At 36.2% G+C, this 22,442-nt stretch carries 19 protein-coding genes; 11 read left to right on the forward strand and 8 right to left on the reverse strand.

Annotated elements, in window-relative coordinates; all coding sequences use genetic code 11:
• Positions 1-16: 16 nt before the first annotated feature.
• From JL102_RS12745 to JL102_RS12775, 7 genes are all read right to left on the reverse strand, one after another.
• Positions 17-1,093 (reverse strand): anhydro-N-acetylmuramic acid kinase, encoded by a 1,077-nt coding sequence (locus JL102_RS12745; protein ID WP_202244802.1) that lies wholly within the window; start codon positions 1,091-1,093, stop codon positions 17-19.
• The gene (locus JL102_RS12750; RefSeq protein WP_202244803.1) at positions 1,090-2,997 is read right to left on the reverse strand and encodes a lanthionine synthetase LanC family protein; all 1,908 of its coding nucleotides are present in this window, start codon (positions 2,995-2,997) and stop codon (positions 1,090-1,092) included. Before JL102_RS12750 ends, JL102_RS12745 begins: the two co-directional genes overlap by 4 nt.
• Positions 2,997-3,992, reverse strand: a complete 996-nt coding sequence (locus JL102_RS12755) for a lantibiotic dehydratase C-terminal domain-containing protein (RefSeq protein WP_202244804.1) — start codon at positions 3,990-3,992, stop codon at positions 2,997-2,999. The genes JL102_RS12750 and JL102_RS12755 overlap by 1 nt, the downstream gene beginning before the upstream one ends.
• A gap of 1 nt (position 3,993) precedes the next feature.
• Positions 3,994-6,765, reverse strand: coding sequence for a lantibiotic dehydratase (locus JL102_RS12760; protein WP_202244805.1), 2,772 nt, complete (start codon positions 6,763-6,765; stop codon positions 3,994-3,996).
• A gap of 42 nt (positions 6,766-6,807) precedes the next feature.
• On the reverse strand, positions 6,808-8,103 hold the full coding sequence (locus JL102_RS12765) for an HlyD family secretion protein (protein ID WP_202244806.1): 1,296 nt from the start codon (positions 8,101-8,103) through the stop codon (positions 6,808-6,810).
• A gap of 67 nt (positions 8,104-8,170) precedes the next feature.
• Entirely contained in the window at positions 8,171-8,416 is a 246-nt protein-coding gene (locus tag JL102_RS12770) for a pinensin family lanthipeptide (RefSeq protein ID WP_202244807.1), read from the reverse strand.
• 105 nt (positions 8,417-8,521) lie between these two features.
• A complete protein-coding gene (locus JL102_RS12775; RefSeq protein ID WP_237390573.1) occupies positions 8,522-10,708 on the reverse strand; it encodes a peptidase domain-containing ABC transporter in 2,187 nt (728 codons plus the stop codon).
• Positions 10,709-10,843: 135 nt separating this feature from the next.
• Between JL102_RS12775 and JL102_RS12780 the strand changes: the two genes are divergently transcribed.
• The 11 genes from JL102_RS12780 to JL102_RS12830 all read left to right on the forward strand — a co-directional run bounded on the left by JL102_RS12780 (position 10,844) and on the right by JL102_RS12830 (position 21,384).
• Complete coding sequence (locus tag JL102_RS12780) at positions 10,844-11,551, forward strand: type III pantothenate kinase (protein WP_202244808.1); 708 nt, start codon at positions 10,844-10,846, stop codon at positions 11,549-11,551.
• Positions 11,544-12,833 carry a hypothetical protein gene (locus JL102_RS12785; protein ID WP_202244809.1) on the forward strand — a complete coding sequence of 430 codons (1,290 nt, stop codon included), beginning with the start codon at positions 11,544-11,546 and terminating at the stop codon, positions 12,831-12,833. Before JL102_RS12780 ends, JL102_RS12785 begins: the two co-directional genes overlap by 8 nt.
• A 33-nt stretch (positions 12,834-12,866) precedes the next feature.
• A complete protein-coding gene (locus JL102_RS12790) occupies positions 12,867-14,150 on the forward strand; it encodes a tetratricopeptide repeat protein (RefSeq protein WP_202244810.1) in 1,284 nt (427 codons plus the stop codon).
• A gap of 68 nt (positions 14,151-14,218) precedes the next feature.
• Positions 14,219-14,758: an LPS export ABC transporter periplasmic protein LptC gene (gene lptC / locus JL102_RS12795; protein ID WP_202244811.1), complete on the forward strand. Its 540-nt coding sequence runs from the start codon at positions 14,219-14,221 to the stop codon at positions 14,756-14,758.
• Positions 14,759-14,936: 178 nt separating this feature from the next.
• Positions 14,937-16,220: a hemolysin family protein gene (locus tag JL102_RS12800; protein WP_202244812.1), complete on the forward strand. Its 1,284-nt coding sequence runs from the start codon at positions 14,937-14,939 to the stop codon at positions 16,218-16,220.
• Positions 16,221-16,303: 83 nt separating this feature from the next.
• A complete protein-coding gene (locus JL102_RS12805) occupies positions 16,304-18,391 on the forward strand; it encodes a peptidylprolyl isomerase (protein ID WP_202244813.1) in 2,088 nt (695 codons plus the stop codon).
• 81 nt (positions 18,392-18,472) lie between these two features.
• On the forward strand, positions 18,473-18,736 hold the full coding sequence (locus tag JL102_RS12810) for a DUF493 family protein (RefSeq protein WP_202244814.1): 264 nt from the start codon (positions 18,473-18,475) through the stop codon (positions 18,734-18,736).
• 171 nt (positions 18,737-18,907) lie between these two features.
• Entirely contained in the window at positions 18,908-19,138 is a 231-nt protein-coding gene (locus JL102_RS12815) for a 4a-hydroxytetrahydrobiopterin dehydratase (RefSeq protein WP_202244815.1), read from the forward strand.
• Positions 19,139-19,143: 5 nt separating this feature from the next.
• Positions 19,144-19,827, forward strand: coding sequence for a 16S rRNA (cytidine(1402)-2'-O)-methyltransferase (gene rsmI / locus JL102_RS12820; RefSeq protein ID WP_202244816.1), 684 nt, complete (start codon positions 19,144-19,146; stop codon positions 19,825-19,827).
• The gene (locus tag JL102_RS12825) at positions 19,814-20,593 is read left to right on the forward strand and encodes a hypothetical protein (RefSeq protein WP_202244817.1); all 780 of its coding nucleotides are present in this window, start codon (positions 19,814-19,816) and stop codon (positions 20,591-20,593) included. Before rsmI ends, JL102_RS12825 begins: the two co-directional genes overlap by 14 nt.
• Complete coding sequence (locus JL102_RS12830; protein ID WP_202244818.1) at positions 20,590-21,384, forward strand: inositol monophosphatase family protein; 795 nt, start codon at positions 20,590-20,592, stop codon at positions 21,382-21,384. The genes JL102_RS12825 and JL102_RS12830 overlap by 4 nt, the downstream gene beginning before the upstream one ends.
• Positions 21,385-21,653: 269 nt before the next feature.
• On the opposite strand, the gene JL102_RS12835 is transcribed toward JL102_RS12830, so the two are convergent.
• Positions 21,654-22,436, reverse strand: a complete 783-nt coding sequence (locus JL102_RS12835) for a DUF4197 domain-containing protein (protein WP_202244819.1) — start codon at positions 22,434-22,436, stop codon at positions 21,654-21,656.
• Positions 22,437-22,442 lie beyond the last annotated feature (6 nt).

A 22,442-nucleotide genomic window follows, 5' to 3' on the forward strand; every position in this document is an offset into this window, starting at 1 on the left:
ACGTAAAAGAAAGGATTCACATAAACCCCACACTCACACCACCACAAGTATTCTGGCTGGCTCCAGTAACACTAGACATACAGTTAGACTGACCTGTGATTTTCAAAACCCCTAAAAAAGCAAAAATTAATGCTTCCTTAAAACCAATAACTTCTTTATCTGGGATTATCACTTCTGTATTTCTACCGCCAGAATGGGAAGTAATTCGCTCTATTAAGTAATTGTTAAATGTGCCTCCCCCTGTAATCAAAAGCCTACTCCCAGGCTTGGATATTGTTCGAGATATTTGAAAAGCGAAATGCTCCACACATGTAGCTAAAAGATCTTCCGTGGATTGCTGACCTGGCTCGAGCAAAGGAAAAAAGTTCCTCTCCACCCACTCAAACCCTAAGGACTTCGGCGCTGGAGATGCATAAAAAGGCAAATTATTGAATTGCTTCAACAGCTCCTTATCAACGTGCCCTGATCGTGCAAAACCACCTTCATGGTCATAAGATTTACCGAGCCTGGCGGCAAGATGGTTTAAAACCATATTGCACGGAGAAATATCAAAGGCTATTCTCTGTCCATTGTTTTCATATGAAATATTAGCAATACCACCCAAATTAAGGCAATAATCATAATCAGAGAAAAGCAGCTTGTCCCCAATTGGAACCAAAGGAGCGCCCTGCCCTCCGTATGCAACATCTAATGACCTAAAATCTCCAATCACCGGCAAACCTGTTTTAGCAGAGATATCATTAATATTTCCGATCTGCAGCGTAAATCCTTTTTCAGGTTGGTGAAATACCGTATGTCCATGAGAGGCTATCAAATCAACTTCTACCTGATACTTATTAACAAACCTATGAACAGCATTACCAATATAACTACCTAATTCATGATCAAGCTGAGTGAGTTGAAGGCCTGAAAGTGTAGTGCTCTTCATCAACTTTTCAATCATTTCCAGCGGATACTCTACGGTTTCTGCATGAATAATCTTAAAGCCCCACTGTTGATCATCCAACCGAAAATGGCAATAGGCAATATCAAGACCATCTAGCGAGGTGCCCGACATGAGGCCAATTACATTAAACTGAGTTTTGTTTTTCATCTTTCTTCTACTAACATACCAGATAAAAGGCATTGTTTTATTTGATCTAAGGTAGTATTCTCCACTTCCTGCCTTTGATTCTCACTATTCACTTCAAATAAGTTGGCTACATTCTTTATTACAAATTCAATTTTAGAAGGTTGAAGAAAGTTCTTGATAATAACATAAGAGAAATCATCTAGAAAATATTCCCGAACTCCAAACGGGCCTGGAGCCAACAATACATAATCACCCTCTTCCAATCCTAACTTAGGATAATCAACCAGCATATAATCATGAGGTACTTTTAAAATGGCACTTTTCAAATCTTCCTTTCTCTGAAGAATTGATCTATTATTTTCGATTTCTACGACAGCTTTCAGATGTCTATAAGCATCACTTCGCTCAGTTCTATCCATATTTTTCTTTAAAAGCTCGTAACTCAATTTAGATTTAAGCGATGCATCTAAATCACATGAAATAAGTGCCAATTCATCCGTAACATACTTCAAAAAACTAATTTTAAAATCAGGTTTTACATGATGAATGATATACGAACCTGATAAAGGGAAACATTTCTTAACCAACCTATCAAAAAGCTGATTTTTGGTTAATGATAAAACACCTTCAATCTTCTTATCGTAAACTTTTGACAACTCAGGCTTTAGAATAGAAGGGTTTCTTAACCTACCTTGTGACACTAACAGATAAAAATAACCTATGCCGGCATCTCCCATGAACAGACTGTTATCAGTATTATCTTTAGCAAATGCATAACCTGAATTATAATATCCATACCGATTATAGGAATCTATGCTACTATCTGCAATTTTCTTAACTAAAGGATAGTGTTCATTTGTATTATTATACCGATCTACCTCCATCAAAAATAAAGCATTACCTCCCCCCCCATGGCAAAGAACAAAACAACCAGGCAAAGCATTCAGTTTTTCTAGGCTATCAATTGTTTTATTAACAGCTATGTTTAAATCTCTCAAATAATCAGTTTTCTCTAACACCTGACATGCCTTAATTCTAGAAAGCCCAACCCCGGGAGCTCCATGGCACCAGGCGACCATATCTTTCTCCTGAAAGAAAAAATCCTTATTGCCATTAAGGTATTCTTCTTTTTGAATTTTAAAAGATTCCTTATCGTAAAAGCCATTTCTTAAATCTGGCCAGTTATTTATCTCTTGCTTAAAATGATAGTTTTCATAAGCAAAAGCCTCCGCTGCAATGTAATAGAATGTTTCATTCTTAAAGTACCTACCCAGTTCCAGAAATACATAAGCCACCCCAGCTACGCCATGAGAAAACCCGCAAAGTCCTTTACTGGCTTTTGTATTTCTATCCCAGTAAAAGCCATTTTCATCGATATTTATTCGATTGACCAAATACTGAACGTAGATCTTTATCTTTTCTAAAACTAAATCATTATTGGTAGCTGCGTGAATATGTAAAAGCCCCAGTAACGTACCAGAAATGCCATTTATGAGGTCATCTATTATGGGTTTTTCCTCCAAAAACATCTCGCAACCTTCTATTAATCTCAAAGCCTCTTTACTATAATCAGGATCTTTCAGAGATTTGCCAACTTCAATCAAGGTGAAAGCAACCCCCACCCTACCTGTGAAAAACGAATAATAAGATGTAGGATGCCGATAACAGTAACCTAACAACCAATCAACCCCTTTAATTAAAGCCTCTTTATATCTGGCAAATGCTGTTTCTTCATACATCTTTAAAAAGAAATAGATGATACCAGAATTACCTGAATAAAGACTCTCAGAACCCTGAAATTCCACATCCTTATTATTTAACATACTGAGTGTTTCCCAGAAAATACCTCCTTCAGAAACTTCAGCTTTATCCAGCAGCCCGTCCGCAATGGTTATAGATGCTTTTAAATATTCTTTATCTTTCATCAAGCTTTAAAACTTTCATACATAAGATAGGCTAAATAGCCTTCATCATGATTTCTAATTCCAAGCCTATTATTCGTCATATGTATTAAGCTATCATACACAGACCAAAGTCTTTGATTCTGTTCAGAAGTTTCGAGTGTCTTGTATACTTTAAAGAGACTTGGAAAAGAAAACCGATCAGAATTCACCTCATTGGTCATTTCTTTTGTGATTTTTTGATTAGAGATTATCCAATCATTCAAAATGTCATTCTCAAAACCCTCACCTCTCCTTAAAGCTTGCCATACTGTTTTAACATGCGGAATCAAAACTTCCTTTTGAGCGTCTAGATTAGACTTAAACACCTTCAAGGTATGATGTTTGCGCTCATTCAACTCTCTTTTTGTAATGTTTTCAGCATAAACCTGGTACGCCCTCGGAAACCAATTTTGGAATACTTGATTAAAGAATAACAGAACCTCACGTTCATTCATACCGGCTGCAAAGGCGAAACTCAAGTGCAACTGAATTCCTGCTCCCAAGGCGCTCGAATAGTCCCACTCCTCAGAATTATCTCTCAATAATGACAATACAGCAAAAGAGGAAGCCTGAAATTGTTTCTCTGCAAGCGGTAGTAAGGAGGCCCCTCCATATCTTACAATTTCTGGATCGTAAGACAGGTATTGAATAGAATTATTATCATACCAGCCAGATATATCCTGCTCATTAAACCCATTTCTTTTTGATGAGTACGAGGTGAAATAGCTATTAAAATGAGCTGAAACCAAAGGCTTTAAAGTATCTTCAAGTACTTTTTCTTCGCCCTTTACTCTGAGTCTAATATGTGGTCCTCTTTCCCAAAATCTTATAAAAAAGAACTGATCCATGGATTTCCGAAAATCCTCACTCATAATAAGAGGAAACAACCCTTTAATGAGTAGATTTTCCCATGGCTCCGAATAATAGATATGTGCTGCCATCCACGACTTTTCCTCATTTAGCTCAGGTACTCTCATATTAATTATTAGTATACCATTGAACTACAAACTCAGTAACAAACCTCTCATTATCAACCCTAAGCATCTGGCTCGAGCTAGGGAGAATTTCTACAACACGTAGATTTAAAGGCACTTTTTTAAAAAGCTTTTCTAGCAAATTCACAAACAATGGATTTCGAAAATCAATATATTGAGGTTTATAATCATCCTTGGTTATTTTCTTTCTTGCTTCTTCATCAATATCTTTATTTTTACCAAATCTATCCTGATTTACATGTACAAAAACTTCTTGAGGAATTTCCTGCCCCTTTCTCCATAAGTTAACTCTTTTAAAATAATCCCAATCGGTATCTAAGGGTTGGCGAAAAGGCAACAACTCCTTAGGTATACCCCAGGTTTTTCTCTGTAGAACTAAACGCTCTTCAAAAACAATCCTAGGATAAACTTTTATCTCACTATCATGTTGCTGCTTTTCAATCAGCTGATTAATATAATTGATGATTATGTTAGGGTTGACTTGCTCTGTCGGTGTAAATTTTTCTAAAAGTTGAAACAACTGCGATCTGCCGCTTTGCCCTTGAAACCCTAAATCAAAGATATACAACTTCTTATTTGTTGTTTTCTGTATTAACTCTAAAGATTCATTAGTGAGGTTGTAACTCACTGCAAAATCAGTAATTGGGATCTGTTTATCTTCTGCCAATGAATTATGCCCGCCGGGCATCCAGACCTCATAAGGCATTAACGGAGGGTGCAAATTAGCGTTAAAATAAGATGCGTCACAGTTTTCTAACATAACCGTTCTTTCATTTCCCAATCGCTCATTACTTGCCTTCAGCTCGCTTGTAAGACCTTCTTCAAAAACATGAAGAAATCTGCTAAACATTTTACCATAACCAGGAAAGCTGCTATTTAGCACAGCTCTTAATTGGTCATTATCATAATAAAATTGAAAGAAAGCACCATGAGAATCGGCCCGATGTCCCGTGTCTGAAAATTGGTTTAAGTCATTTACTTTCTCTAAGATACCCAAGCCGAAATGTACTTCATCAGTTCCTAACTCTCGCTTCTCTAATTCCTCAATAAAACTCCTTTTCCAATCTTCAAGAAGTTGACTTCTGAGCTTATTAGACTCTATTTCTAACTTTTCGTAATCTTCCTTTTGTTCTTTTTCGGGCCTTTTAATATCCCTAAAATAATCCTCATAAAATGTAATAATATCAACTTTTCTCTCCATACCATATTTTTCAAGAAAGTAGGCCTTCATTCTATCTTTCTCATTTTGATAAGGGCTTAACAGCCTCATATGATTCAATAACTGCTGGAATTTATGAACCACTTCAGCAATTTCTGTTTGCTCAAAAGTTATCGCACTTTGACGAGTTGTGTCTTCATAAAATATCTGCTCAGGCTTGAATGTGAAAATAGTTACGGCACGGTGCTTAAATTCAAAATTCTTTTCTTCTGTAGCTGAACCTTCATTATTTTGAGGGCTCTCATCAGTACTAGTCTCCCTCCACTGCTTCTCAAGTTCCTTCAATGGTTTTCTTTCATCTTCAGGCAATCTGGCTGCTTCATGAATCTTAAAGCAAGCTTCTCTAATCACCTCAAATGCCTCATGCAAAAGCCTTTTTCTATCGAATACATCAGCCCCTTCATATTTAATGGCAAAACTTCTCAATGACTTTAAAGCCTCAATCAAATCTGACATGAATGGCACTGAATCAGCCCATGAAGATAGTTTTTTCACAAGCTTAACATCCCAATTCGGATCTATACCAGAAACACCAAGGTTATACTCTAAAAGACCATAATTGATGAGCTGATTGATGTAATCTTCCAATTCGTCCGACGAGGCATCAACATCATTTTGAAGAGCTGTTATTAATTCGTCAAACTTGACCCCTTCTTCTTTTAAATCAACTATTTCAATGATATGGCTTACCAGAGGACTGTGTGGTATTCTTTGAAATGATTCAATATTATTGCTATTAGTTAGGTATAAATAATGGTCTTCATTACGCTGTATAGTGGGGTTAGTCCTCAACGAAAAGTTTAAATAGGCCTCCCTATAATGTTTAAGAAGATCTGATATGTATTTAAAAAGATAATTGTTTAATCTTATATGTGATGTGAAATGAGTTGCAGAATCTACATTATCTTTCCTAACCTCATTATTAATATCGAAATGAATCAGAGATAGGTTTGTAAATGTGCTAAAAGGTGAAGTTTTGGTGTACATTCTGGACAAGTATTGAAGTAGACTACTCTCCACTTGCATCTCTCTTTTCCTTGTAATTTTCCCCTTCTGATATGCTGAGATCCTTTCTAAAAGGCTCTTACTAGATAGAAGGAGTCCTTTTTGAAAAGTGGGGTAAGAAGCAAGATCCTTCAAGATTGCCTTGGCATCACTAGTTACATTTATATATATTCCTTCACCTTCCTTCTCTACCCTCTTAATCTCCTCCAAAAGCGTGAGATAATCTAACAACTTTGTAGTAAGTGACGGTGTAAGCACTAATAAAGCCCTATCTATTTTGCTTTTTTTTAACTTCCTGTTATTATAAATATCTCGTCTGAGATTCAGTAAATTATTTTGATCATTAGCACTTTTACTATTACTAATGAAATCAAAAAGATCATTACATAGAATCGACTTGGCTTCCGTTCTTTTAAGTTCTAAAACTTCTAACCGATTGATGAGGTTAACCAAACCCGGGAAACTGAATGACTCCCACTCTTCATAAGAAGCTCCTCCAATTCTTACTAGTGCTTTCGAAAATAACTGCATTGGAAATAATTAGTAATTGGATAGTTGACAGAAATGACAGGATTAATCCATTCCGTATAAAATGGAGCTAAATTGATTAAATACTCTTTCTATTAACCTTTTATCTTCAGTGATAATATCTGCAGTTCCCTGCATCTCCGGCCTAAATGCTAGTATCTGATTGTAATTACTGGTTAGCCCATTTGGAAAACTTATTCTTATATTATAGGTATCATCTCTTGGCACAAGTGCTATAGATTCTACCCTACCTACAATCATCCCATATTCGTTTGATGGGTAGTTATCTACCTTAATATTAACTCGTTGGCCTGTCTTTATTTTACCTGAACCCAATATGGGCATAGAAACATTTCCAATAACTTTCTCTGAGAGCGGAATAACTGTCATTACCTCTTCACCGGTCTGTACAAACTGATTATCACTCCAAAATTTAGAAAATGAAACTCGGCCTGCCATAGGACTAATTAACAGGTACTGTTGTTTCCAGGCCATTAATTCACTTTCGAGGCGCTCGTAACTCACTATAACATTAGCTTTTAACTTATCAATCTCCTGAATTTCCTTCAACTGCAATTCATCAATTTGAGAACGTATTTCTGCTATTTGAATACTATTCTGTATAATAGACGACTGTAAATTTTCCTTATTTCTTTTACTCGCTAGGTAATTAGATTTGGATTTATTCATTTCTGGCTTAGTACCTGCTCGCTGTTTAAAAAGTAAAGAATCATCTTTATATATACTCTCTGCTATCTTAATTTCATTCTCTACTAATACTATTTGTGCATGAAGACCGTCATTGAGTTCTTCATAATATTTCATGCGCTTACTAAGAGCCAATCTTTGATTTTTATAAAAAGAAATAGATGAAAATCTTTTAGCATCTTCTACTGCCGAAGTAAAAGAAAAATAAATATTTTGTAGCGAGCCTACGTTTAAAGATTGATCTAATTCAGCTGATTTACCTATAAAGCTATAGTTATAGATCTCACTCTTCATATCTTTTAAATGCTGCTCGAGGGACATTACATCTTTATATGAAGCAGGATTTTCTATTACTCCAAGGATTGTATTTTCTTCTACCTTTTGTTTATCAGCAGTCTGCAACAGCAATTTACCTGCTGACATCGACACTAGATGAACAGGAGGGGTTTCTGATGTAAAAATTAATCTAGCACTGGCAGTATCCGGATATTTAATAAACCAGCTAGATATGATGATCACTCCTAATACAACAAAAATTACTGTGATACCCCAACGAATTAACCAGTGAGGAATGTCACTTAATATTTCCTGAACCTCTTCACTTCTTAAGCGAATATTATCAATATTGGGCATTAAAGCTTTCGTTTTATATACATAAAGGCAAATTAGGGCAATACTCCTTATTGCCCTAGTCCATATTCTAGTCACATGGGCTACAATGTACAGGCTCTGCTGTATCACAAGGTCGATGAGTATGCCAGGTATTAGGCTTGCAAGACGCGTATGTGCCCCCACCTCCACCGCCACCAACAGGACAACCTGACCAGCCAGCTGTACAATCATGTGTTACATAACCTCCTTTGATGGTTTGTGACTCGTCTTTTAAGTCCTCTGTAATGAAACTTTTTACCTTTAAATTTTCAATCTTTAATTTTTTACTTTTCATAACCATGAAATTTAATTGAATAATCATTTCTTACAATATAATAAAAAAAGGATTAATGTTGAACGAACATGATAATAGATCCAAATACTGTTAATCACATACCTATCATCTCCCTAATTCCAATTGATTCTTAACTAATTCATAATATGCTCCCTCCCTATTTGCAAGCTCATTATGTGTACCATATTCTGCTATTCGTCCATTATTTAAAACAATTATCTGATCCGCATTTTTCACCGTACTTAATCGGTGTGCAACCACTACAACTGTTCTGCCATCAAAGAATTCATTTAAATTCCTCATTATAACTTTTTCATTATTGGCATCAAGAGCATTTGTAGCCTCATCAAAGAATAGGTATCTTGGGTTTTTATAAACTGCTCTGGCTATTAAAATTCTCTGGCGCTGGCCTTGACTTAGACCATGACCATCATTGCCAATTTTAGTGTTATAACCTAAAGGCAGTGCTTTCACAAAATCCTGAATATTTGCAACTCGTATGGCATAAAACAACTTTTCTTTATCAATTACCTCATCATTCACTGCAATGTTTTTTGCTATAGAATCCGAAAAAATGAAGCCATCCTGTAGCACTGCTCCGCATTGTTCTCTCCATATTTTATTGCCATAATTGCTCAGATTAATATCTCCTAATCTGATCTCTCCCTGAGTTGGCTCATAAAATTTTAGAAGGAGCTTTATCAATGTTGTTTTCCCACTACCACTGGCACCTACAATAGCAGTGATCTTACCCTCAGGGATCATAAAGCTCACATCATCCAAAACATATGCTGAATGAGGCCCTTCATATTGAAATTGAACATTTTCCAACTTCAATGAAAGGTCTGCGGGAAATATATCTACCTGTTTTTCCTCCTCGTTCTCCTCATCTTCCTGACCATGAATCTCACCTAATCTTTCCAGGCTAATTTTAGCGTCTTGTGCGGTATGAATAAAACCAACAAGCTGGTTCAAAGGAGCATTCAACTGACCTATGATATACTGTATGGCCAGCATCATCCCCAATGTAATTTCACCATTTACCACTGCCTTTGCAGCTAAAAAAGTAATTAGAATATTTTTTAATTCATTAATGAAATATGACCCCGCCTGCTGATATTGATTAAGTGCCAACCCTTTTATGCTCACTTTGAATAATATTGCCTGTATTCTCTCCCACTCCCATCTCTTTTGTTTCTCACTATTATGCAGCTTAATTTCTTGCATTCCGGTTATAAGTTGTATCAGGCTACTTTGATTGCTCGACATCTGATCGAACCTTTTATAATCGAGGTCCCGTCTTTTCTTCATGAAGATAAAAATCCACAAAACATAAAAAGCGCTACCTATAAGAAATACCCAAAATATCTTTAAATCATAAATGGCTAGTACAACTCCAAATATTAAGAGGTTGACAAATGAAAAAAGAACATTGAGTGTAGTAGAGGTCAGAAAAGCCTCGATCCTACTATGATCACCTATTCGCTGTAAAAGATCACCAACCATTTTAGAATCAAAAAATGACAACGGCAGCCTCATTAGTTTGATCAAAAAATCCGAAAGAATTGAAATATTGATTCTAGTACCCATATGCAGTAAGATCCAACCTCGAATAAACTCTACTGCAGTACGGCTAAAAAATAGCATTAGCTGAGCAACTAAAATCAGGGTCACAAAATTCAAATCCTGATTTGCGATTCCAACATCTACAATGGACTGTGTAAGAAATGGAAATATTAATTGAAGAATACTTCCCAAAATCATCCCAAGCATCAATTGAGTGATGAATTTCTTATAAGGCCGAAAATATTTAAATAGGAATTGAAATCCAGAACGATTTAACTTTTCACCTGGCGCCTCATAAAAACCAGGTGAAGGTTCTAAAAAGAGTACCACACCTATTTCTGTATCTTTTTCTGAATCACTTAGCCACCCATCAAGAAATTCCTGCTTACTAAGTTTCATTAAGCCATGTGCTGGATCAGAAACCAAAACCGTATTTTTTTTAAATTTATAAACAACAATAAAATGTCTCTGTCTCCAATGAGCGATAAAAGGAGTAGGAGCTTCCTTTTGAAGTTTATCATATTGTATTTTTGCCGCTAGTGTACGAAACCCTATTGCTTCAGCTGCATCACTTATACCTAGTAAAGAAACGCCCTCTCGCGTTATATGACTCTTCTTCCTCAATGATTGCAAAGAGTAGTTTTTACCATAATGCTTAGCAATAATTCTGAGGCAAGTAGGACCGCAGTCCATAGCATCTAACTGTATGAAATTTGGAAATCGCATGGATATGAAGTCATCTATAGATCCTTAAACTTACAAATTACTTTCACTTTCTCAATATTTTTCTTCAATTCATTTAGTCCAAAACCTTTAACTATCTTAGCTTTAAAGCCCATTAAAATTCATAAAATATTTCTAGTGAATCTTATAATTGATTTTGGTAATACATCTATCAAAGCAGCGCTTTTTGATGGACCCAGGCTAATTGAAACATACACAGGTATTTCCACTGAACATCTAATAAAATTAAGTAAGGAAAATAATCCTGAATATTTAATAGTTAGCAGTGTAACTAAGAGTCAGTTAGAAGTCTCCAATCTACTAGGTGCGGATATCATATATCTATCCTCCTCTTTACCACTCCCGTTCCAAATAAACTATAAAACACCACAAACGCTTGGACTCGATAGAATAGCAGGCATAGCAGGCGCCCAGGAGCTGTTCCCAAATCAAAATGTATTGGTGATAGACCTTGGTACTTGCATCACTTATGACCTCATCGACTCGAAAAATGTATACCATGGGGGAGGCATTTCTCCAGGGTTAAAAATGAGATTCAAATCATTACATAATTTCACGGCTAAACTGCCGTTAATAGAACCTACCAATGAATTTGAACTCATAGGTCAGTCCACCAAAGAATCTATCCTTTCTGGAGTAATTAACGGAATGATCTCCGAAATAGATGGAATAATTCGGATGTATACTGACAAATTTGCACATTTGCGGATTATTATGTGTGGTGGAGATGCCAAATTCTTTGAAAACAGAATCAAAGCTAACATATTTGTAGCCCCTGAATTGGTATTAATGGGCTTAAACAGGATATTACTTTACAATGTATAAACTAAAATCAGGAATTTTATTAGTAGTTACTCTCTGTGTTTTCACGTCTGTAGCTATAGGACAGGCTTCCAAATCTCCTTTCACTTCTCGCGGAATAGGTGACATTAATAGCATGGGTCTCATTCATAATAAAGGAATGGGCGGAATTGGTGTTAGTAACGGTACTCCTTGGAACCTTAATAATTTGAACCCCGCATTACTCCCATACAACTCGCTTACCATTTTTACTGCAGGTTTTTTGGGTGAGAAAAGAAATATTAGCAATGCAACCACCTCAGAATCTAACTCAGGCGGTAATTTAGGATATTTGGCACTAGGATTACCTATTAAACCAGGTAAATGGACTTCGTCAATTGGACTCATGCCATACTCCAATGTTGACTATCAAAATAGTTACTATACCTCTGTAGCTAATACCAGCGACTCGGTGCGGGCACTTATTACCTCTCAAGGTAGTGGAGGGTTCAATCAACTTTACTGGTCTAATGGCGTAGCTCTTAATAAGAACTTCAGTGTGGGCTTAAAAATCACATACCTTTTTAGTAGTATTGAGCGCGAATTGAACAATACTATTGAAGGTTTTTCTGATGGAATATCATACACCCCAAACCTTTTAACCCGTACCAGTGTTTCTGATTTCATGTTTAGCGGTGGTGTTGCATTTAGAAAAGACTCGATCTTTAATAACAAGATCAGGTTCAACGCAGGATTAACTTACGATATGAAAGCGAATGTAAAAGCAAAAAGGTACATTGCCACCGAACAACTGGTGGGAAATCAAGCCGCAATAGCAGACACACTATCCTATGACCGCGGCGAAATTGTGCTTCCTCAGGCACTAACCGCAGGAATTTCATTTACCAACGGTTATAAATGGACCGCAGGAATAGACGTAAAACTACAACAATGGTCTGATTTCAGAAACTTCAGAGGTAGTGATGATGGCATGAAAAACTCATATCACATAGCTCTAGGAGGAGAATTCACCCCAGATTATGCTTCGGTAAATAGTTATCTAAAAAGAGTGACTTATCGCCTAGGTGTTAATTATGAAAATACACCGTATGTGCTTCCAAATCCGGAAACGGGAAAGCAAGTGAAAGATCTTGGCATCAATTTTGGCTGGTCATTACCAGTAGGCCGCTTGTCAAGTCTAGATTTTGCCTTTAAAGTGGGTAAAAGAGGAAGCATTAGTGATAACACTATAGAAGAAGACTACTACCAGGTTAACCTGGGCTTTAACTTTAATGACCAGTGGTTTATCAAAAGAAAATATGATTAAGTAATAATTTTAAGAATGATGAAAAGTAAAATAATGAAGCGCATCTTTTTGTTAGCGGCTATTTGTTTACAGACCTACATGCTTCAGGCGCAATGTAATGACTGGAACTGGCCTGAAGACAAAGCAAAAGCAGAAGAAAAAAACGTACTTTACACTGACGCAGTTAGAAATGATAACTTCACTGCTGCTCAAAAACCGCATATGTGGTTATTGCAAAATGCACCTAAACTAAACACTTCCATATATATCAATGGAGAAAAAATATATAAAGGTCTGATAGATGCTACTGATGATGAAACTAGAAAAGCAGCGTTAGTAGACTCACTTATGCTCATATATGATATGAGAATAGAAAACTGTGGTGAAGAGGCCGAAGTAACCGCCAGAAAAGCTTATCAGTTTTATGTTTACAACATCAGACAAAAAGATAAGCTTAAAGAAGTGCTAACTCACTTTGATAAAGCCTATGAACTTAATGGAAACGACATACCTTACTACATGCACGTGCCTTACATGAGTGCCGTAGTTTACAATAAAAAATATTTAGACAACCTTACTGATATGGAAATATTAGAGCGCTATGATAAAATCATGGAAGCAGTAGATTTCCAAATCAATGAAGGAGGTAAGTATGTAGATAAACTAGAGGATTATAAAAGTAAAATCGACGGATTGCTAGTAAGTGTTATCGATGTAGATTGTGATTTCGTAAGAGCCAATCTGGCTCCTAAATTCAAGGAAAATCCTACAGACCTTAAATTGGCTAAGAAAATATTTGCCTTTATGCTAAACGGCAAATGTACTGATGATCCTCTATGGTTAGAGGCCGGACAAGTAATTCAGGAAAAAGAGCCTACTTACGGACTTGCCAAAAACCTTGGTATTAAATTTAAGGATTCAGACAAAACTAAAGCTGAAAAGTACTTCAACTTGGCTCTTAGCCTTACAGAAGATCCTTCTCAAAAATCTGACATGTACATACAGTTAGGTTCATTAAAAAGTGGAGGTGCGGCATTAGAGCTATACCAGAAAGCACTTTCTGTTGATCCTAATAACAAAGATGCTTATAATGCAATGGGATATGCTATCTCTCAAAGCTATAACAGCTGTAAACAAGGTAAAGACCCTGTAGAAGATAGAGGCGTATTCCTTTTAGCTTATGACTTTTTCTCTCAAGCTGGTAACTCCAGAATGATGAACTCTATGAAAGAACAATTCCCTTCTACCGAGGAGATATTTACTTTCAACCATGAAAAAGGTCAGAAAATCACTGTTGATTGCTGGGGTCGATCAACTACTATTAGAAGCAGAGATTAATACATTGATCATATAATTTATACATGGGCCATGAATTTATGTTTCATGGCCCATGTTTTTATATAGCTATGAAACATCTATTATCTATATTCTTTATTATCAGTAGTTTACTTTTATTATCTTGTCGAGATTCAGATAAAAAAGTAACTGACATAAAGCCGTATGAAGGTCCTATTCAGGAAGCAGAAGACTTGGAACTTTTTTACAATGAGTCTGCCACGCTGAAAGTTAAACTAATTACAGACAGGCTTTTGGATTTCGCTAATGGCAATAGAGAGTTTCCTGAAGGATTATATATGGAGTTTTATGATGAAGATGGCAAACTTTCCTCTACCTTAAAGGCCAACGAAGCCATTTATTTCAAAGAAGAAAACAAATGGAGAGGTCGTGGAGATGTGCAATTAAAAAACCTTGAAAATCAACAAGAATTAAATACTGAAGAATTATTCTGGAAGCCTGATGAAGAAAAAATGTTTACCGATAAATTTGTAACCATTAAATTGCCTGATCAAACGGTATACGGTACTGGTTTAGAAGCCAAGCAAGATTTTTCTGAATATCAAATATTAAAACCAGAAGGAATATTTTCTGTAGACGATAATGAATAAACTTTCTCCTATAATAATTTTTTCTCTAAGCGTAGCCTTTTTCATTATAGGCATACACCAACTCATGACCGTAGGGCTAATGGCGTCTTACTGGATTTTTATGTTATGTTTAAGTCTTTTATTTTTATATAAACTTTTAAAAGACAAAAATAAGCAAGACAACACCTCTAAATAATTCATGGACCTATCCGTTCTAATTCCCATCGCCCTCACCTTACTATTTTCTGCTTTCTTTTCAGGAATAGAGATCGCCTTTGTTTCAGCTGATAAACTTCATATTGAACTACAGGGCAAAAAAGGCTACAGAACAGGGAAAATATTAGGTAAATTCCTGAATAATTCCAGCCGCTTTATAGGCACCACCTTAATAGGCAATACAATAGCTCTGGTAATATACGGTATATTTATGGCCAAATTGCTTGATCCATTCATTAGAGAAGCACTCCCAGAAGTAATCTATAATGAGCTCTCTGTGCTAATCGTTCAAACAGTAGCCTCCACACTCATAGTTTTACTTACTGCCGAGTTTCTACCTAAGAGCATCTTCCTCATTAACCCGAACTGGATGCTAACGATATTTGCCTTCCCTATGTATATTATATACTGGATTATGGGGCCAGTAGTATGGGCTATAGTTTCACTGTCAAAAGTGATCATAACCAAAGTTATGGGGCTCGAATACTCTGAGGACAGGCCTGCTTTCCGGCTTACAGACCTTGACAACTATATAAAAAATACTATCCTCTCTGATGAAGACACAAACGTAGAGGTAGATACAAAAATATTTAATAATGCCCTCGAGTTTAAAAACATACGTATCCGCGAATGCATGATTCCGAGAACGGAAATCATAGCAGTAGACATAGAAGATGAACTGGCCGACCTAAAGAAAGCCTTTATTGATAGCGGCCATTCAAAAATATTAGTTTACGAAGACTCTATAGATAATGTAATTGGCTATTGCCATTCATTGGAGTTATTCAAAAAACCTAAGAATATTAAAGATATTCTTACACCTATTCTTATCGTGCCAGAAACCATGCTAGCAAATGAACTAATGATTCAGTTCATCAATGAACGTAAGAGCTTGGCCTTGGTCGTAGATGAATTTGGGGGAACCTCCGGCATTGTAAGTATAGAAGACATTATTGAAGAAATCTTTGGAGAAATTCAGGATGAACATGATGACGAAGATTGGGTAGAACAGCAGCTTGATGAGAATAATTACCTATTAAGTGCTCGCCATGAGATCGATTACCTTAATGATAAATATGAATGGAATTTACCCACTGGAGACTATGAAACACTGGGAGGACTTATTTTATCCATTACCGAAGACCTGCCTCAGCCGGGTGATTCTGTAACCCTCTCTCCTTTTAATTTTTCTATTCAATCCACTAATGATATAAGAATTGAGATAGTAAAACTTACATTAGATATTAAAGACTCTGAAAATAAATAATATGGAGCAAAAAACGTAGTTTGATTTTAGTTGGATACTATGTAAATTTGCGCCTCTTTTAAAATGAACGTATTATACACAAAATGGCATTAATCAACACTCTGAGAAACAAAATGGGGAAGGTAGTGGTAGGTCTAATATCCTTCGCTATCCTGGCCTTTATCCTGGCAGACTTCGCTAGCAACCAATCAGGTCTATTTGGAAACGATAATAAAATCGGTGAAATTGCTGGGGAGAATGTCGACCTCAAGGAATTCCAAAGTCTGGCACAACAGCGCGAGGCTGAATACTCTATTCAGTATAATCGCCAGCCTTCAGAACGTGATCGTCCTCTTTTAAGAAATCAGGCATGGCAGTTACTCATCAACAAATATGCATTCCAAAAGCAATATGATGAAGTGGGTACTGAAGTGACGAGCGATGAGGTTTGGGATATGATTCAAGGCAAAAACCAAGATCCTAATGTTGCTAACTTCTTCACTAATCCTGAAACAGGCGAATTTGACAGACAGTTGTTTCTTAACTTCTACCAAAACATCGATCAGCAACCAGTAATGTACCAAAACTACTGGGCTATATTGAAGCAAAACTTAAGACCAGGTAGAGAAAGGGTTAAGTTTGAAAATCTGATCATCAAAACCAACTACATTACAGATGCTGAGGCTGAAATGGAGTATCATGCTCAAAATGATGTAGCCGAAATAAAATACTTATACGTTCCTTACTATGCAATTAGTGATTCTATTGTGAATGTTTCTGACGGCGACTTGCAAGAATACTACAGCAAGAACAAAGAGAAATATAAATCAGAGCACACCAGAAGTTTAAAATACGTAACATTCCCTATAGTGCCTTCAGCAGAAGATTCTGCCTTTGTAAAAGAAGATATGCAGAAATTAAAAGAAGAATTTAAAACTAGTAAAAACGATTCTCTCTTTGCCGGCACTAGCACTGATGGAGACACATTTTTCGGCCCTTACCACTCAGGGGTATTACCTAAGGAGCTTCAGGCTAATGAAGGAAATCTTAACATAGGAGATGTAAAAGGACCATACTTAACTAACGATGGCTATGTTCTTTATAAAATATCTGATGTATATCAAGATACCGTATCATATGCCAAAGCAAGCCATATCCTAATAAAAGGAGATACCGATGAAGCAAAGCAAAAGGCTCAAGACTTGCTTAATGAGCTAAAAGGTGGTGCTAACTTTGCGACACTTGCGAGAGAAAACAGTGAAGATGGTAGTGCTAGCAGAGGTGGAGATCTTGGCTGGTTCGAATCAGGGAAAATGGTTCCTGAATTTGAAAAAGCTGTTTTCTCTGCTAATGGTCCTGGACTTGTAAATAACCTGGTAAAAACAAAATATGGCTATCATATCATTAAAGTAGATGAGGCAAAAACCAATCAGGCTTACAAAATAGCAAGAATTGACAGAAGCATCATAGCTAGTGACGATACAAGAAACACCGCTTTCAGTAAAGCAGATATTTTTGCCAATGAAGCCACAGACCTTAGCTCTTTTGAGGCTACAGCACAAGAAAAAGGGATAAGAGTAACTCCTGCCAACCAGCTTGCTCCTAACGACAGTAGACTTGGGGTACTTGGAGAGGCTAGAGAAGTAGTACAATGGTTATTTAGAGATGCTTCTAAAGGAGATGTTTCTAAAGTATTTGAATTGGACAATGACTACGTAGTAGCGGTAATGACCGATGAAACAGAAGAAGGTTACAAAGACATTGCTGATGTTAAAACTGAAATTACTGCTGAAGTTAAAAAGCAGAAAAAAGGAGATCAAATCATCCAAAAATTAAGCGGTCTTTCTGGCAGCTTGGACGAAAAAGCTTCTGCTTTTGGAGAAGATGCTAATGTTTATTCTACCAGTAATCTAAAGCTTAGTTCTAATTCAATACCTAATGTAGGTTTCGACCCTATGGCTGTAGGTGAGGCATTTTCACTAGATAATGGAGCCACTTCAGATCCTTTAAAAGTTGAAAATGGCGTATTAATAATCAATATGCAAAACAAAACTATTGCACCTGAAATAGCAGATTACTCTTCTTACAAAACTCAAATTGAGCAGCGTAACCAAAGCAGAACTGCCTTTAATATCGGTGAAGCCATTAAAGACGATGCTGACATAGAAGACTATCGCTATAAGTTCTATTAAAATATTTCTAACATAGATTATTAAAAGCGGGGAACTTAAGGCCCCGCTTTTCTTATTTAAAGCCAAAAGCAATTTTTAATTATGCAAGAAGGAACAATAGAATCATTTAAAGAAAAGCTAGATAAAGAATACCAGTGGCCGGCATTATACATATTTAAATTTATAGCTCCCAAAGGCAAAGAGGCTGAATTGAAAGGGCTTTTTACAAAGCATGAAATTAAAGAGAAGGTGTCTAGCAACGGAAACTATATAAGTATTACTGTGGAAATGATGATGCCTTCTAGCGACAGCATTATAGAGTATTACATCAAGGCTAATCAAATAGAAGGCATAATTGCCTTATAACATCCATCTTGTTTGTCTGTTAATACTTATAAAAGCTTATGTCTATTGAGGCTCTATTGGCCTTTATCACTATGCTTGCTAAAAGTAAGCTTATAAAAAGTGTGAGGAGCCAGTAGCAAAAAGGCATTAGCCTAATTAATAGATTGATTATACCAACTAAACCTTAAAATTATGTGGAAAGAAGAAGACAACAAATTAAAAAAGACCTTCGAATTTGATGATTTTAAAGAAGCTTTTGGTTTTATGACTAAGGTAGCCATAGTGGCTGAAAAAATGAATCATCACCCAAACTGGTCTAATATCTATAATACTGTTAGCTTTGAGCTGAATACACATGACGCTGGAGATAAGGTAACTGAAAAAGACCATAATCTGGCAAAGGAAATAGATAAACTAGCTTAACATTAGTGAAAGAAAATACTACGCAATTATACCTTATACCCACTCCTATCGGTAATCTGGATGATTTTACTTTCAGAGCAGTAAAAATTCTTAATTCAGTAGATGTTATATTAGCCGAGGACACCCGTACTTCTGGTAAATTGCTTAAGCACTACGAAATATCTAAACCTTTACAGAGCTACCATATTTTTAACGAGCACAAAACGGTAGATCAACTGGTAAAACGGCTTAATGATGGAGAGGTAATGGCCCTCATCACTGATGCTGGAACACCTTCTATTTCAGACCCTGGCTTTTTACTAGTTAGAGAATGCCTTAAGGCAGAAATTGAGTTAGAATGCTTACCTGGTGCCACCGCTTTTGTGCCTGCCTTGGTAAAATCTGGTCTACCTTCTGCTAAGTTTGTTTTTGAAGGCTTTTTGCCCCATAAAAAAGGAAGAAAAACACGTCTCGAATTTCTCACTACAGAAACCCGAACCATCATTCTTTATGAATCTCCTCATCGCTTATTAAAAACGCTAGATCAATTGGCTGAGCATATGGGAGAAGAGAGACAAGCTTCTGTTTCTAGAGAACTTACAAAACTTCATGAGGAGACTGCCAACGGTACGCTAACAGAATTAAAAACACATTTTTCTCAAAAAGCCGTTAAAGGTGAAATCGTAATTGTTATAGATGGAAAATCCTAACACAAGACTGTGTATTCTGGCCCTATTATCGCTTTGCTTATTGGCCGTAAGTGCCATTTTCAATACTTTTTCCTTCTTAATATTTTTAAGCATATCTCCTCTATTTGCCATATTTAAAGAATTTAATAACACTGGCAATAAAAGTGTACCATTAAAAAACTATGGCTTTATTTTAGCCCTTCTCTCCGTGGGGTTTGGGTTGTGGGGCTTTTCATTCAACAAACCAGAACCTATTCACTTCTTACAAGGAGGCCTCTTTGGCATGGCTATTTCCTTATCTTTTTTGATTTACTTATTCACTAACAAATACTCTAAAAACAGGATTGGACTGCTCACCATACTAATTTATTGGCTAGCCATAGAATATCTATTGTACACTTACATTCCCAGCTTTGCTTATTATTTTCTAGGAGCCGTTTTCAGTCATGACAAATACCTTATTTCTTGGAATTTATATACAGGCCTGCAAGGCGTTACCTTTTGGATAATATTAGTAAATATTCTCTTCTATTTTGCTCTGTTTAAAAACATGGCCATATTCAATTCCCAAATTCGCTGGTTAAGCATCATTTATACTTTGATAATTCTAGTGATTCCTTTTGCTATGAACATTTCATCAGCTGCTATTGTACCGGAAGATCTTATTAGCCATGAGGCCGCTATCAAACAGCTATCTGGTAACGGTGAATATCTGGGAAAAAATGCGGTATGGGTAAGTATATTGATGATTTGCTATGGTTTCGTTCAAAGAAAAACAAAAAAATGACTGATCTAAAAACACTAATCCAACCTACCAAGTCACTGGTTAAGAAAGTAGGCTCTTTCATTAGAGAAGAAAGTAAAAACTTTAAATTATCAGACATAGAACATAAAGGCTTTAATGACCTTGTTTCATATGTAGATAAAGAAGCCGAAAAACAAATAGTATCAGGCTGCAAAAATATACTCCCAGAGGCTGGTTTTATTACCGAAGAAGGTACTGAAACAGAAAGAAAGGAAGAATTCAACTGGATAATTGATCCATTGGACGGCACCACCAACTTTACTCATGGCTTACCTATTTACGCTATAAGCCTGGCTTTGATGCAGCATGACAAAATTGTAATGGGCTTTGTATATGAAATTAACAAAGACGAGTGCTTTTACTCAGTAAAAGGAGAAAAAGCCTATTGTAACGATGAAGAAATTACTGTTTCACCTATTAACAAATTAAAAGACAGTCTACTAGCTACTGGCTTTCCCTATTATAATTTCGAGGATATGAATAAGTACCTCAAAATATTAGATGAGCTAATGCAAAGCACTCATGGCTTAAGAAGAATGGGCAGTGCGGCAGTAGATCTAGCTTATGTTGCCTGTGGCAGATTTCAAGGCTTTTTCGAATATAACCTTAACGCGTGGGACGTAGCAGCTGGAGCATTTTTAGTACAGCAAGCCGGAGGAAAAGTAACTGATTTTAAGGGAGAGAATGATTACATATTCGGTAGAGAAATATGTGCCACAGGAAAGTTAAACGACAGTTTACTGGAAGTAATCAGAAAACATTGGGATGCCTAGAAACCTATCCTTAAAACAATCCGTTATAAAAGTATGGCACAACAGATAATAATAGTACTCTTATTTTTAGGAGCCATCGCATATTTACTTAATCTTGTTTATAAACATTTTAAAGGTGATGCTGGCTGCTCTAAAGGCTGCGGATGTGAATCATCAGGCATTCAACATTTAAAAAATGTTCAACGCAAAAATTAAATTACTTTTAGATAAAGAACATAAAAAAAGTCTCTTTCAGAATAAGAAAGGGACTTTTTTTATGTTCTTTAATTTCAATTTACACTTCCAAACACGCGCTCTAAAAGAGAGGTAACACGAGCAACAGGATCTTTACGGATAGCCTTCTCCTCTTCAGAAACTTTCAAGAACAAACCATCTAATGCTTTACCAGTAGCATGCTCTGCTAAGCTGTTGGAAGTAATCTTATCTAATTGTTTTTCAGGGTTAAAAGTATATGCAAGGTTATATACACTTACCCCGTCATTATAAGTGTTTATCAACTTAGTATATAACTCCTCTGTAGATAGATTCACACCACTAATCAAGTTTTTATTTAACACTGGTGATATTATATTACTAAAGTTACTAAGCAAACGAGAATAAGTTCTGCCTTTCAAATACACGGTAGCCGAAGAATCATTACCTGTAAGTATGGTATAGCCGTCGGTAATGCTCATCGTAGTTATAGCATCTTTAAATATAACTTTGGTAGAATCTAACGCTGCAGATTCTTCAGCGGCACGATTCATACTGGTAATAGTCTGATCAATTAAGGGCTGAATAAGGTTAGTGATCCCTAACTTCTCCATATTTTCCAACATGGGCTGAGCCTCTTTCGGTAAGAATATTTTAACAGCTTCATCTTTTAAATACCCATTAGTAGCTCCCAAAATAGAAGTGGAAGTATCTGTACCCACTACTAGCGCCTCCTTCAGGCCAGCTACTATTTCACTCTCACTTAAATTGCTTCCCAAAGCATCATCAAAGTCTTCGCATGACGAAATGGTGAAAAGCAAAACCACAGACAAACTAAAAAAGGTAAGTTTTTTTATCATAACCGT

Source organism: Fulvivirga sediminis (assembly GCF_016757215.1).
Classification (GTDB): domain Bacteria; phylum Bacteroidota; class Bacteroidia; order Cytophagales; family Cyclobacteriaceae; genus Fulvivirga; species Fulvivirga sediminis.